The organism is Brevibacterium sp. FAM 24630 (assembly GCF_049804075.1).
GTDB lineage: Bacteria > Actinomycetota > Actinomycetes > Actinomycetales > Brevibacteriaceae > Brevibacterium.
In genome coordinates, this window is the sequence record NZ_JBNBZD010000025.1 from 13,643 (window position 1) to 25,808 (window position 12,166).

11 protein-coding genes are annotated in these 12,166 nt (G+C 66.7%); 6 read left to right on the plus strand and 5 right to left on the minus strand.

Annotated elements, in window-relative coordinates:
- The first annotated feature begins 6 nt into the window (after positions 1-6).
- From ACPUD7_RS15355 to ACPUD7_RS15365, 3 genes are read left to right on the plus strand one after another with little or no spacing between them, the layout of a single operon-like run.
- Positions 7-408, plus strand: coding sequence for a GntR family transcriptional regulator (locus ACPUD7_RS15355; protein ID WP_425120403.1), 402 nt, complete (start codon positions 7-9; stop codon positions 406-408).
- A 3-nt stretch (positions 409-411) separates the two neighbouring features.
- Entirely contained in the window at positions 412-1,329 is a 918-nt protein-coding gene (locus tag ACPUD7_RS15360) for an ABC transporter ATP-binding protein (RefSeq protein ID WP_135537175.1), read from the plus strand.
- Positions 1,326-2,069: a hypothetical protein gene (locus ACPUD7_RS15365; protein ID WP_135537176.1), complete on the plus strand. Its 744-nt coding sequence runs from the start codon at positions 1,326-1,328 to the stop codon at positions 2,067-2,069. The genes ACPUD7_RS15360 and ACPUD7_RS15365 overlap by 4 nt, the downstream gene beginning before the upstream one ends.
- A 43-nt stretch (positions 2,070-2,112) precedes the next feature.
- On the opposite strand, the gene ACPUD7_RS15370 is transcribed toward ACPUD7_RS15365, so the two are convergent.
- The 4 genes from ACPUD7_RS15370 to ACPUD7_RS15385 form a co-directional block, all read right to left on the minus strand.
- Complete coding sequence (locus tag ACPUD7_RS15370; RefSeq protein WP_135537177.1) at positions 2,113-3,180, minus strand: permease; 1,068 nt, start codon at positions 3,178-3,180, stop codon at positions 2,113-2,115.
- 58 nt (positions 3,181-3,238) lie between these two features.
- Entirely contained in the window at positions 3,239-4,249 is a 1,011-nt protein-coding gene (locus ACPUD7_RS15375; RefSeq protein WP_135537481.1) for a polyprenyl synthetase family protein, read from the minus strand.
- 76 nt (positions 4,250-4,325) lie between these two features.
- Positions 4,326-5,627 carry a geranylgeranyl reductase family protein gene (locus ACPUD7_RS15380; protein WP_135537178.1) on the minus strand — a complete coding sequence of 434 codons (1,302 nt, stop codon included), beginning with the start codon at positions 5,625-5,627 and terminating at the stop codon, positions 4,326-4,328.
- A 2-nt stretch (positions 5,628-5,629) separates the two neighbouring features.
- Entirely contained in the window at positions 5,630-6,403 is a 774-nt protein-coding gene (locus ACPUD7_RS15385; protein ID WP_135537179.1) for a demethylmenaquinone methyltransferase, read from the minus strand.
- A gap of 159 nt (positions 6,404-6,562) precedes the next feature.
- Here ACPUD7_RS15385 and ACPUD7_RS15390 point away from each other — a divergent pair, with 159 nt between their 5' ends.
- Entirely contained in the window at positions 6,563-7,927 is a 1,365-nt protein-coding gene (locus tag ACPUD7_RS15390; RefSeq protein ID WP_135537180.1) for an isochorismate synthase, read from the plus strand.
- Between the two features lie 79 nt (positions 7,928-8,006).
- On the opposite strand, the gene menD is transcribed toward ACPUD7_RS15390, so the two are convergent.
- Positions 8,007-9,704 (minus strand): 2-succinyl-5-enolpyruvyl-6-hydroxy-3-cyclohexene-1-carboxylic-acid synthase, encoded by a 1,698-nt coding sequence (gene menD, locus ACPUD7_RS15395; RefSeq protein ID WP_425120392.1) that lies wholly within the window; start codon positions 9,702-9,704, stop codon positions 8,007-8,009.
- A gap of 59 nt (positions 9,705-9,763) precedes the next feature.
- Here menD and ACPUD7_RS15400 point away from each other — a divergent pair, with 59 nt between their 5' ends.
- The gene (locus tag ACPUD7_RS15400; protein WP_425120393.1) at positions 9,764-11,359 is read left to right on the plus strand and encodes an alpha/beta hydrolase; all 1,596 of its coding nucleotides are present in this window, start codon (positions 9,764-9,766) and stop codon (positions 11,357-11,359) included.
- 32 nt (positions 11,360-11,391) lie between these two features.
- Complete coding sequence (locus ACPUD7_RS15405; RefSeq protein ID WP_135537182.1) at positions 11,392-12,099, plus strand: hypothetical protein; 708 nt, start codon at positions 11,392-11,394, stop codon at positions 12,097-12,099.
- Positions 12,100-12,166 lie beyond the last annotated feature (67 nt).

Genomic DNA, 12,166 nt, shown 5'->3' on the forward strand with positions numbered 1-12,166 from the left:
TTGAATATGATCGACGACGGCAGACCCCTGTTCGCGCAGATCGCCGAGCGCGTAGAGGACTCGATCATCGACGGGACCCTGTCCGAGATGTCCCGGGCCCCGTCGACGAACGAACTCGCGAGCTTCTACTCGATCAATCCCGCCACGGCGGCCAAGGGGATCAATCTCCTCGTCGCCAAGGGCGTGCTCGAAAAGCGACGCGGAATCGGAATGTTCGTCACCGAAGGCGCTCGCGGCCTCCTCATCAACGAGCACCGCACCACGTTCTCCGACACCTACATCGCTCCCCTGCTCAATGAGGCCGATCGGCTGGGGCTGGGATCCGAGGACGTGATCGCGCTCATCACAGAGCGCTCCCGAGAGCTCCGACTGACCAGTGCCATCGATCCGGTCACCACGAAAGGATGAGACATGAATGCCGTCATCGAAGTCCGCCACCTCACGAAGACCTACAAGAAGACGAAGGCACTCGACGATGTCTCCCTCACCATCGAACAGGACGCGATCTACGGACTGCTCGGCCGCAATGGAGCCGGCAAGACCACACTGATGTCGATCCTCACGGCACAGGACTTCGCCACCAGCGGTGACATCGACGTCTTCGGCGAGCACCCGTACGAGAACGCCCGCGTACTCAACCGCATGTGCTTCGTCAGGGAGAGCCAGAAATACCCGGAGGATGCGACCGCCAAGCACGCACTTGCCAATGCCCGGCGCTTCTTCCCGCACTGGGACCGGTCGTTCGCCGAGGAGCTCGTCGATGACTTCCGCCTTCCCCTGAAGACCCCGATCAAGAAGCTCTCCCGCGGTCAGCAGTCCGCCATCGGCGTCATCATCGGTCTGGCTTCGCGGGCCGAAGTCACCTTCTTCGACGAACCGTACCTGGGTTTCGACGCCGTGGCCCGGCAGCTCTTCTACGACCGCCTCATCGCCGACTACGCGGAATGCCCGCGCACTATCGTGCTCTCGAGCCACCTCATCGACGAGGTGGCGAACCTCATCGAGAACGTCATCGTCATCGACCGCGGCCGGATCATCATGGACGAATCCGCCGAGGCGGTCCGCGGCCGCGCTGTCAACATCGTCGGCGATGATGATGCGATCCGACGTCTTGTCGCCGGACGTGAGGTCATCCACAGCGAGACATTGGGGCGGGTGTCGTCTGTGACGATGCTCGGACACCTCAGCACCCTCGACCGCGAATTCATCGCCGAGGCCAACCTGGATCTCACTCCCGTCTCTCTGCAGCAGCTCGTCGTGCGCACCACTCAGAGTGGGGCCGACGGCCGATCCGTGCCCGACACCGAACACAGGAGCCTTCAGCCATGACCGCCACCGCCTCCGCCGCCAGCATCCGACCCGCTGCCGGGCCGAAGAACCGGACCTGGGGTGTCGTCCGACTCCAATTCACCAATACGCAGACCTTCGTCTGGGTCCCCGTCCTCGTCCTCGGCGGGATCTGGCTCATCACCCTGAGCGTCTACTGGATCATCTCCTCTTCGGGTGTCGAGGGGCCGATGTACAGCGGTGGGTCGCAGGCACCCCTGTGGTACTTCGCTGTAGTGGGCGCCCAAGCAATGAATCTGACCTTCTACTTCTCCCAGGCGATGAGCCTCACCCGCCGCGAGTTCTACCTCGGCTCGCTCCTGGCCGCGGCGCTGAGTGCGTTCGGGATCTCCCTCGTCTTCGTCCTCCTCGGCCTCATCGAGCAGGCCACGAACGGCTACGGCATCAACGGCTACTTCGCCTACCTGCCCTGGGTTTGGGAGGGTGGGCCCTTGGCTGCGGGACTGACCTACTTCGTCCTCACCATGCTGACGTTCATCCTCGGCTTCTGGTTCGCCATCGTCAACAAGCGATTCGGGTTCCTCGTCCTCACCATCTCGCTTCTGGCAATCGCGCTTCTCCTCATGGGAGCAGCGGCGATCGTGAGCGTCAATCGGGCCTGGGCCGAAGTGTGGATGTGGTTCGCTCAGTCCTCAGCCCTCGGGCTCACCTTCTGGGCGCTGGGGCTGTGCGCGGTCTTCGCCCTCGGCTCCTATCTCACACTGCGTCGCCTGACCACCTGATATCGGATCAGGACTGACGAGCCCGACGAGGCAGTGCGGCACTTCAGCTCAGCAGCGCCAGCATCCCACCGGCGAGCACCGCTGAGACGGCGACGGCGACTCCCATGGCCGCGGTCGTCCGCCATCCCATCGCCTTGCCGACCATGACCATCGACGGGATGCTCAGCGCGGGCAGCGCGACGAGCAGGGCGCCGGTGACACCGGCTCCGACGCCCAGCGGCACGAGGGTGAGAATGATCGGGATCTCTCCGCCGGTGGGGATGACGAGCAGGGTGCCGACGACCGCGACGACGAGGACGGCACCGGCGCCCAGCTGCGCTTCGAGACCGAAGACGCCGGTCAGCCACGGAGCGAGCAGTCCGATGAGGAAGACGAGCAGAATATGCTCGGGCACGAGGATGAGCGTGAACCGCCCCAGGGAGCGCAGGAAGCGCACGGGAAGAGACGACACCGTCGCCGAGGCGGGGCTCGGGTCGGGCACCGGATCGTTGCGTCCGGTCACCCACCGTCCGATGAGGGCGCTGGCACCCACAGCGATGAGAACAGCGAAGACCAGGCGCACGGCCGTGTACTGCCACGGCAGGACGAAGGCCAAGAAGATGAGCACAGCGGGGTTGAGCAGCGGGTTGCCCACCCAGTAGGCCAGTGCCGCCGAACGACGCACCCCCGTCTCACGCAGTCCCGCGGCCACCGGGGCCGCACAGCAGGTGCACATCATCGACGGCATCGACAGGGCGGCACCGACGAGAGACTGACCGGCATGGCTGCGCCGATTGAGCAGCCGCAGCAGCCAGTCGCGCGGCACGAGAGCGTCGATGACGGCGGCGACGAGCAGCGCCACGAGCAGGGCTTTCCACACTGCGGTGAAGTACACAAGAGTGAAGTCCCAGGCTCCCGACAGCGACACGGCCTCCCCGGCAGCATCGAAGAGCGGAGCACCGTCCCACAGGGAGGTTCTGCTCAGCGCCCACGCCTTGTCCCAGTAGGGCAGCCACTTCGACCAGCTCAGGCCCACCAGGAGGAACACGGCGAGCACGCCGAGGCCGACCCAGTCGGCCGGTGTGAGTGTCTTCGCACTCGGAGACGGTGAGGCTGCCGAGTCGACGGTCATCGATGAGGTTCCTTTGCGGCCTGGCCGAAACGGCAGAGACTGAGAAGTGTGAGGACGCTCAGGAGCTGCGTGCGACGACGGAGTCGGCGAAGGCGAACAGCGCTTCCTTCACCCGCCCGGCGGGCAGCGCGGCCAGTGCCTCCTTGGCGTCATCGGCCCACCGCACGGCCTCGGTGCGTGCTCGCTCGGTCACGGGATGAGCGGCCAGGGCCGCGCGAGCGGACTCCAGAGCCGCATCGGAAGTGAGGTCGGCGTCGAGGAGTCGGACCACCTCGGTCGCGGAGTCATCGCCGGCGGCGGCAGCGGCACGCACGTAGAGGACGGGCAGGGTGGGGACGCGTTCGCGCAGGTCCGTGCCCGGGGTCTTTCCCGATTCCGAGGATGTCGTGGTCAGGTCGATGATGTCATCGGCGAGCTGGAAGGCCACGCCGACGCGTTCGCCGAAGATCCTGACGGGTTCGGCGAGTGCCTGATCGGCGCCGGAGAACATGACACCGAACCGCGCCGAGGTGGCGATGAGCGATCCGGTCTTATCGGCGAGCACCTGGATGTAGTGCTCGATCTCGTCGGCGTCTTCGGGCGGTCCGGCGAATTCGTTGAGCTGGCCGAGGACGAGACGTTCGAAGGTCTCGGCCTGGATGCGCACGGCCTCGGGACCGAGCTTCGCGGTGACCCCCGAGGCCTTGGAGAAGAGCAGATCGCCGGTGAGGATCGCCACCGAATTGCCCCACACCTCATGAGCGGCCTTCGCACCGCGGCGCACGGGAGCATCGTCCATGACGTCATCGTGGTAGAGCGAGGCGAGGTGAATGAGTTCGACGGCCACGGCCGCATCGATGATGTCCTCGTTCTCGGCGTCGCCGAGGCGGGCGGTGAGCAGGACGAGGTTCGGGCGCGCCCGCTTGCCGCCGGCGGCCAACAGGTGCTTCGAGGTCTCGTCGGGGAGCCTGCGGGTCTGTTCGGTCACCTCGTAGAGTTTGGCCTCCACGGTTTCCAACTGAGTCGAGATCTCCGCCGCGAGCTGGGCGTCGTCACCGGTGAAGGTGGCCGGAGAGGCTAGGTGGCTCATGTCCTCGTCATTCGTCGTAGTCGGTGTCGGCATGCCGTTGTCCTTGCCCTTGCGCTCAGAGTCTTCGCCCATGTGCTCAGACATTGCTGGTGGCCGGGACGATTCGGGCCAGGGCGGAGATCACCCTGTCGATGAGATCGGCCTCGGAGACCTTCGGGTCGCGGTAGAGGTTCGCCAACAATTTGACGACGAACTCCATCACAACGTCAACACCCATACCGTACTTGATTCCGAACTGCATGAGCGCAGGGTGGCCGATGATCGCGGCGAAAACACGGCCGAGAGTGAAGTAACCGCCCAAGGAGTCTCCGAGCAGTGCCGGGTATTCCTCGAGTCGGCGGCGCATCACGGCCTGCGGGTAACGGGAGTACGTGGAGATCACCTCGGCGGCGATGCGCGCCGATTCCAAGGCATAGTCGATGCCTTCGCCGTTGAACGGGTTGACCATACCGCCGGAGTCGCCGACGAGCAGCAGACCGCGGTGGAAGTGCGGAGTGCGGTTGAACGCCATGGGCAGGGCGGCGGATTTGATCGGACCCAGCGAGGTCGATTCGTCGATGCCCCACTCGTGGCCCATGTCGGCGATCCACTGCCCCATCACCTTGCGCAGGTCGACGGATCTGAATTGCGGGGAGGAGTCGAGGAGGCCGGCACCGATGTTCACCGTGCCGTCGCCGAGGGGGAAGATCCACCCGTATCCGGGCAGGGTCTCCGCCTCTCCGGCCTGGTTCGTCGACCGCATCTCGACCCAGGATTCGATGTAGTCATCGGCGTGCCGAGGCGTCGTGTGATAGGCACGGGCGGCGATTCCCATCGGCCGGTCGTCGCGCTTCTCCAACCCCATCGACACGGCCAGACGGGAGGACACGCCGTCGGCGGCGATGACGATGGGGGCCCGGAAGTGGGCTTCGGGTCCGACGCGGCGGCCTCGGTGGTCGGTGCCGGAGGCATGCACGCCCCTGATCCACCCGTCGTCGCCGATGTCCGGGGACATGGCCCGCACCTGTTCGAAGAGTCGGGCTCCGCTGCGCTGAGCATGCCGGGCGAAGGCCTCGTCCATGCTCATGCGCGGGCGGGTGAGCCCGTAGTTCGGGGTGCCGTCGATGTCCGGCCAGTCGAGTTCGAGGCGGTGCCCGCCGCCGATGAGGCGCAGCCCCTTGTTCGGATGCCAGCCGTCGGAGGCCGGCAGATCCATGCCGAGGAATCCGGCTTCCTTGACCGCACGCGGGGTCAGGGCATCGCCGCAGATCTTGTCGCGCGGGAAACCTGACTTCTCGAGGATGATGACCTCGTGGCCGGCCTGGGCGAGGTAGGCGCCGATCGCCGATCCGGCGGGGCCGGCTCCGACGACGACGACCTCGGCATCGAACTCATTCATCGTCAAGGCGTGTGCGTCTCCGCTTCGCCACCGTGCTCCGCCCGGTCGGTCGGCTCCGACGCCCCGGCATTCGCTGCCGGCTCGGCGGGTTTGAGGGCGTGGTGGACAGCGACGATTCCGCCGGTGAGGTTGCGGTACTTCACCTGGTCGAAGCCGGCATCGAGGATCTGGTGGGCGAAAGCGTCCTGGTTCGGCCAGGCGCGGATCGATTCGGCCAGGTAGACGTAGGCCTCGGGGTTCGAGGACACGGCCCGGGCGATGGCCGGCAGCGCCTTCATCAGGTACTCCTTGTACACGAGGCTGAAGGCGTCGAGCGTCGGGGTGGAGAATTCGCAGATGACGAGACGGCCGCCGGGCTTGAGCACCCTCAGCATCTCGGCCAGTGCCGTGTCGACGTCGTTGACGTTGCGGATGCCGAAGGAGATCGTGACGACGTCGAAGCTGGCATCGGCGAAGGGCAGATCCATCGCGTCGGCGTAGATGAAGTCGATCTTCGGGTGCCGTCGGCGCCCCTCGGCGAGCATCCCGGTGGAGATGTCCCCGGCGACCACCTCGGCGCCGTGGTGAGTGAACGTCATCGACGAAGTGCCGGTTCCCGCCGCCAGATCGAGCACACGTTCGCCGGGCCCTGCGGCCACGGAATGGGCGACGGTGCGACGCCATGCACGGGCGAGCCCGAAGGTGAGGACATCGTTCGTGAGGTCGTAACGGGAGGCGACATCATCGAACATCGACGCGACGTCAGCGGGCTGCTTGTCCAGCTTGGCACGATTCATGACCATATTGTCTCAACACCTGCGGCGGGAGGGCGAATCCGCACGACCGCGGACATGCGGCAGACGGTGTGGACATGGCCACACTTCCTGCCCCGAGTGCTCACCGCGACTCCAGCGGGGAGGCCGCGAGCCCGCATCCTCGTCTAGACTCGAGGCGACATGACTACGACTCTAGGCACCTCCGACATCCTGGCCGCCGCCCCGCGCCTGAACGTGCGCTCCCGCTTCGTCGATGACGTCGATCCCGGGCCCGGCTTCCCCTTCGAATCCGGCCTGCCGACCACCGTCGAGCAGACACTCGAGCTGCTGCCCACCTCCGGGTTCTCCTGCTGGGTGCGTGACACCTCCGGGCTCATCGGCTTCGGCCGAGTGCTGCGCATCCGCGCCAGCGGCCCTGAACGCTTCGCCGAACTGTCCCAGGCCTGGAAGGCCATCACCGAGGCGGCCACCGTCGAAGATGAGGTCGACCTCCTCGGATCCGGGCTGATGTGCTTCGCCACGGTCGCCTATTCGGGCGAATCCACGGTCGATTCGATCATCCACGTCCCCGAATTCGTCCTTGGTCGCCGCGGCGGCCGCGTGTGGCTGACCTCGATCACCACCGCCGCAGAACCTCCCCTGCCCCCGCTGCTGCGTCCCGAACCGCTGCGACGGGTGGAATCGGCCCATGCCGAACCCGGTGACCTCGACCCGACGCGGTGGTCGCAGCTCGTCGCGCAGGTCGCGGACATGCTCACTCCCGTCGAGACCTCCGACGAAGTCGACGCGTTCTCCGACGATCCCTCGCTGCGCAAGATCGTCCTGGCCCGCGACGAAGTCGTGACCACCGAGGGCGACATCGACGTCCGATCGGTGCTCGGTGCGCTCAACCGCAGCTACCCGAGCTGCTGGACCTTCGATGTCGCGGGTCTCATCGGATCGACCCCGGAGCTGCTCATCGGGGTGGAGAACAATCGGGTGACCTCCCGCGTCCTCGCCGGCACCTACCGGGTCGAGGCCGACCCGATGGACGAGCTGCCGGCGGCGAGAAAGCTGCTGAGCGCACACAAGGACAGCACCGAGCACGCCTTCGCCATCGCCTCCCTGCAGCGCAGCCTGGGATCGGTCGCCGAGGATGTCACCGTCGATGAGCGCCCGCACCTGCTGCCTTTGGCCAATGTCATCCATTCGGCCTCGGACGCGCAGGCGACGCTGGCCGCCGACTCCGGTCTCAACGCCCTCGACGTCGCCGCCGCCGTCCACCCGACCGCGGCCGTCGGCGGGTATCCGCAGGCGAGCGCTGTGGCCCACGTCGATGAGCTCGAACCCCTCGACCGGGGCCGGTACTCGGGTCCTGTCGGGTGGATGGACGGGCGCGGCAACGGGCAGTTCGGCATCGCCCTGCGCTGCGGCCAGCTCGAGGAGCGCAATCGGATCCGCTTGTACGCCGGGGCCGGGATCATGCCCGATTCGGATCCCGACACCGAGGTGGCCGAGACGAATGCGAAGCTCAAACCGATGCGCAGGGCGCTCGGTCTGAGTTGAGACGCGAGCCGGGCTGACGATCCGGTCAGGCTGCCGGCCCGGTCGGACGGATGATCCGATCGGGAGGACTCGTGTGACGTCAGCCGAGAGGTGTCACTTCGACGATCCGCCGCCCGGTCGTGGAACCCTCGGCTGCCAGTGCAGCGCTCAGGCCCGGAGCGTCGCTCACCTGCGCGTAGTCCCAGCCGTAGGCGGCTGCCAGTTCGGCGAATCCGCGACCGTGCGGGACGGTGAAGTATCGCTCGAGGTGGGCCTCGAGGTGGGGCTGTGAGTGTTCGAGTCCGGAGAAGATCGCGCCCCCATCGTCGTTGAGCACGACGATCGTCACGTCACCGGCTGCCTCAGCGGTCGGAGTGAGCAGTCCGCCGACGTCGTGGAGCATCGCGATATCGCCGATGAGGAGGACGACCGGTTCCCCCAGCCCGAGAGACAGACCGGTTGCGGTCGACACGAGCCCGTCGATGCCGGCCAGACCGCGAGAGGCGTGGATGCGGGCCCGGATGGTCTCGGCGTCGCTGAGGTAGCGCACCGAGTTCGAGCTCGCCACGAACAGCGTGATCTCCTGCTCGGCGAGGTGTTCGGTGATCCTCCGCGCCGTCGTCTGGAACCTCTCCGCCGAGGGCAGGCTCACAGGTGAGGATGCGCCCGCCTCTTCAGCCCGTTCGGCCCGGACGTCCGCCACGATCGAGGCCCCCGTCTCGACCCAGTTCCGCACCCAGGCGGGTCCCGATGAGGCGTCGGCTTCTGCCGACCCCGAGTCGATTGCCTCGCCTGTGACGGCTGCCTCGTCGAACACGGTGATTCCGACCGTGTCGATGTCATCGGGCACATGCTGCACGTGCACGGAATCGTCGGCCAGCAGTGCGGCGACGGGCCTCGTCAGCGTCGGTTTGCCGTGGACGATGACGGTGCGGATCGCGTCCCGCAGCTCGATGTGTTCGCCGAGCACACGCGCATGGGCGGGCACGAATGTCGAGGTCGCCTGGGTGGACCGCGACAGCGGACTCGAGGGTTCGGCGAGCACCGGCAGATGGTGGTCGGCGGCGAGCGCTCGCACGGTCTCGGCCGAGTGTCCGCCGGCGTCCCCGGCAACGATGACCGTTCCATCGGTGACGGTGACGTGCACCTCCGAACACAGGGGCTCACGCGCTCGCATCGGTCCGGCCCGCAGGGTGCCGATCTCTTCGGCCCACGCCTTCAGCTCGTCGACGGTGGGCACGAGCGGGGTGTCGAACTGCACGTTGAACTGGACCGGACCGGCCGCCTCGGTGCCGGTTCCACCGGTCGTGCCCGCGGTCGCGGACACTGCCTCGATCACGGCGCGCTCGATCACGTCCGAACTCTCACCCGCGGGAATGTCGAAGCGGGCGCGGACATCGCTGAGGACCTGGGACTGGTCGTCGATGGTCTGGTTCGCGCCGGTGGCGCGCAGTCGGGCGGGCCGGTCGGCGGTCAGGGCCAGCAGCGGCAGGTGTCCGTAGGAGGCTTCGAGAACGGCCGGGTGGAGGTTGGCCACGGCCGAGCCGGAGGTCGTCACGATCGCCACGGCCGCTTCCCCGCCCCGCACGCGCAGACCGCGCGCAAGACCGAGGGCGAGGAACCCGGCGTCACGCTCATCGATGCGCACGTGCGTGCGGATGAGCCCCGCCTCGTTCAGCGGTGCCAGGGCGTAGACCAAGGGGGCCGACCGGGACCCGGGGGCGATGACCACGTCCGTGACCCGCGATCGGATCAGGCTCCGGGCTATCTGCTGCGCCGCCGCGCTCGAATTCGACATCACCTGATATTCAACCACTTACCCACCTGCGGTTCATCTCCACCCTCTAGCCTCGACGCATGCGTCGCTCGTTGATCATCGCGATGGGAGCTCGTGCCATCCGCACCCTGACCGCGGCTCGCTCCCAACGCGGACTGTACCCCGCCCTCGACCAGAACAGCTCCTTCCTCGGACCCGAACCCCGCGGCAAGGACGCACGGACCTGGCACATCCGAGACAAGCGGAAACTCTCTCCGAGGCTGCGCGAATTCTTCCTCTACTCCCCCGCTCTCGGCCGGACCGTCGGGGTGCGGGTGCTGCTGCCGGGCATTCCCGCCGAGGTCAGCCCCGTCATCCACCTCTTCCACGGGGGTGGCGACGATTTCCGGTCGTGGACGGATCTCGGGTCCGCCGAAGAGCTCACTCTCGATTCCCCCTCCCTCATCGTCATGCCCGACGGCGGCGCCGGGACGTACTCGCGGCTGGCTGTCGGCAGCGAAGTCCACGATTGGCCCCGATTCCACACCGAGGAGATCCCCGAGTTCCTCAAGGCGAACTTCTCCGTGGACTTCGCCCCGGAGAACCAACGACTGGCCGGACTGTCGATGGGCGGGTACGGAGCGATGAAATACGCGGCCTGGCATCCCGACCGATACGGGGCGGCAGCCGCGTTCTCCTCCCCCTTGGACCCGCTGTCGACCGTACCGGCCTTCGACATCATCGCAATGCGTGAAGGTGCTCGGTCGATGACGCTCTTCGGTGATCCGGTCTCCGATCGCGGCGAATGGCTGGCGAACTCCCCGTATGCCTTGGCCGAGAACCTCGCCGGCCTCGACCTGTGGTTCAGCGCCGGATCCGGCAGCCTCGAGGGCACGAAGGATCGGGACCTGGTGGAGAAGATGATCAACGCTCAGGGCGAGCGCTTCGCCGCCCGACTCAACGCACTCGGCATCCGTCATTCCTGGTTCCCCCGCACCAGCGGGCTGCACAACTGGACCAGTTGGGAACGCGAGCTCGGTGCGTGGCTGAAGACGCTTGCCAGACGGCGGAACTATGCGAGCTCGGATCGAGGCCTCACCGATCGCGTGGCCGATGGCGGCCGATTCACCTACCTCACCGGTCACGCCCTCTTCGACATTCACGGGTGGCGCGTCGAGATCTCCCGGCGTCGGCCACAGATCGTACGCTTCGACGGCGTCAGCGCCGCGGGTTTCTCCCTGACCGGCACCGGCAGCTTCCGTGTCCGAACGCCCGGGCTCTTCGATCCCGGCCGTCGTTATGACATCAGCGTGTCCGGTCCCGGCGGAAGCAATGCCTACCAGCAGAAGGCGGACAAGAAGGGGCGGCTGACGTTCACCGGTCAGCTGGCCGCGGCCATGCACGACCCGATCATCCCCGGCAAGCGCACCGCACACTTCACCGCGCTGGGACAGGACGAGGTGACCGCGGTGTGGATCACCTCGGCGCTGGCCGACGCGGCAGCCGACGACAGAAATGCCGCGAGCGGCGACGAACGAACCGTGACCGACGATCGACACCCCACGGACGACGTGGGCCACGACCAGGTCAGTGGTGATGTTCCAGATCCGACACAGACAGCAGCCTCAACTGAGACCGTCGGCGACTATATTGAGAACGGTCATGAATCAACGACTGCTGACTCCTCTGAACGCTGATCTTCACTGAACGCTGACTCGAGAGGCCCAACATGAAACGCATACTCCCAGCCATCGCTCTCATCGCTGGACTGTCCCTGACCGGATGCACGGGCGGTGACCAGAGTGCAGACAAGCCCGACGGCAGCGGAGACTCCTCGCCGACCGCCGAGCAGACGCCGGAGGCGAAGAAGCTCGATGAGGCGCAGCTGAAGGACATCCTCGAGTCCACCTCTGCCGAGGGCCAGTCGTTCAAGGTCGTCGAGGGGGCCGGCCAGGCCAACAGTGAGTCGGTGAAGGCCATCGAGGGCTCGGAGTTCGAACCGGCCAAGTGCAAGAACATCACTCTCGACATCCTCAACGCGAACCTTGCCTCGGACGGCACCACAGTGGCCGCCACCTCCACCGACAATGTCCTGTCCGCAGGCATCACGAGCTTCGACGATCCTGAGGGTCCGCAGACCCAGCTCGATGGGCCGTCGAAGATCGCCGAAGAGTGCAGCGATGTCAAGCTCAAGACCGCGGGCCTGGAGATGACGATGAACTATCAGACCTTCGATCCAGAGGTCGCCGGGGCCGATGCGACCGCCGGAGTCGTCGCCTCCTTCGATGCCGCCGGGCAGACCGCGATGGAGATGAGGATGGTCTACGCTCAGGTCGACAACAATCTCGTCTCCGTGTCCAATGTCGCCGATGTCGAAGAGGCGACGGTGACCAAGACCGCCGACGCCTTCGTCGAGGCCGTGAAGAACGCCGGCTGAGCTCGCCCACTCAGCACAGGTCCGGGCCGTCGGTGGCCCCGCAGTCCGTGGCCCAGACATGGGCCGG

Coding starts and splice junctions, on each gene's coding strand:
- ACPUD7_RS15405 (WP_135537182.1), top strand. CDS start 11,392: ATGAAACGCATACTCCCAGCCATCGCTCTCATCGCTGGACTGTCCCTG.
- ACPUD7_RS15370 (WP_135537177.1), bottom strand. CDS start 3,180: ATGACCGTCGACTCGGCAGCCTCACCGTCTCCGAGTGCGAAGACACTC.
- ACPUD7_RS15355 (WP_425120403.1), top strand. CDS start 7: ATGATCGACGACGGCAGACCCCTGTTCGCGCAGATCGCCGAGCGCGTA.
- menD (WP_425120392.1), bottom strand. CDS start 9,704: ATGTCGAATTCGAGCGCGGCGGCGCAGCAGATAGCCCGGAGCCTGATC.
- ACPUD7_RS15375 (WP_135537481.1), bottom strand. CDS start 4,249: ATGAGCCACCTAGCCTCTCCGGCCACCTTCACCGGTGACGACGCCCAG.
- ACPUD7_RS15385 (WP_135537179.1), bottom strand. CDS start 6,403: ATGAATCGTGCCAAGCTGGACAAGCAGCCCGCTGACGTCGCGTCGATG.
- ACPUD7_RS15400 (WP_425120393.1), top strand. CDS start 9,764: ATGCGTCGCTCGTTGATCATCGCGATGGGAGCTCGTGCCATCCGCACC.
- ACPUD7_RS15365 (WP_135537176.1), top strand. CDS start 1,326: ATGACCGCCACCGCCTCCGCCGCCAGCATCCGACCCGCTGCCGGGCCG.
- ACPUD7_RS15380 (WP_135537178.1), bottom strand. CDS start 5,627: ATGAATGAGTTCGATGCCGAGGTCGTCGTCGTCGGAGCCGGCCCCGCC.
- ACPUD7_RS15360 (WP_135537175.1), top strand. CDS start 412: ATGAATGCCGTCATCGAAGTCCGCCACCTCACGAAGACCTACAAGAAG.
- ACPUD7_RS15390 (WP_135537180.1), top strand. CDS start 6,563: ATGACTACGACTCTAGGCACCTCCGACATCCTGGCCGCCGCCCCGCGC.